Raw genomic sequence first — 542 nt, forward strand, 5'->3', positions numbered from 1 at the left:
CTCGACGCGGAACTCGTCATGCACCTTACGCGCCAGCGTTTCAGCGGCCTCCCACATCACCCCATTCTCATTGAACAGGTGGAGCGCTTCAGCCCACAGCTGCGAGCGGTTTTTCTCGATGGCCGCGCAGTCCACGTCCCCGGAATTCATGGGCAAATAGCGGCGGTTCCCCGTCGAGTCATTGAGGATCTGCTTGTTGTTCGTGGTACCGATGAACACCACGCGGCGCGGGTTTCGCACCTTGAACTCTTTAAATTTCGGCACCCACTCGTCGTGGGCAGCGGAGAAGAACGCTTTCACCGATTCGGAGTCGCGCCCGTGGAGGCCGCGCAGCTCCTCCAGCTCGCCAATCAGGCACCCACGCATACGGCGCACTAGGGAGTCGTCCTTGTCGTTCAGGTTGAAGCTGGAGTAGGAGTCAGGGAATGGCGACATAAGGCGAACGCCCGTCGATTTGCGGGCACCCTGTCGCCCGTACAGCAGCGGAACCATGTCGGCCTTGATTCCGGGATTCATTACGCGCCCGGCAAGCGCCGTCCAGG

1 protein-coding gene is annotated in these 542 nt (G+C 61.1%); it reads right to left on the minus strand.

Going from position 1 to position 542, the window contains the following annotated elements:
- The coding region (locus HMPREF3138_RS16905; RefSeq protein WP_256388260.1) for a VapE domain-containing protein at nt 1-542 on the minus strand (542 nt) is incomplete at both ends.

It is taken from the genome of Serratia sp. HMSC15F11 (assembly GCF_001808215.1).
GTDB lineage: Bacteria > Pseudomonadota > Gammaproteobacteria > Enterobacterales > Enterobacteriaceae > Serratia > Serratia nevei.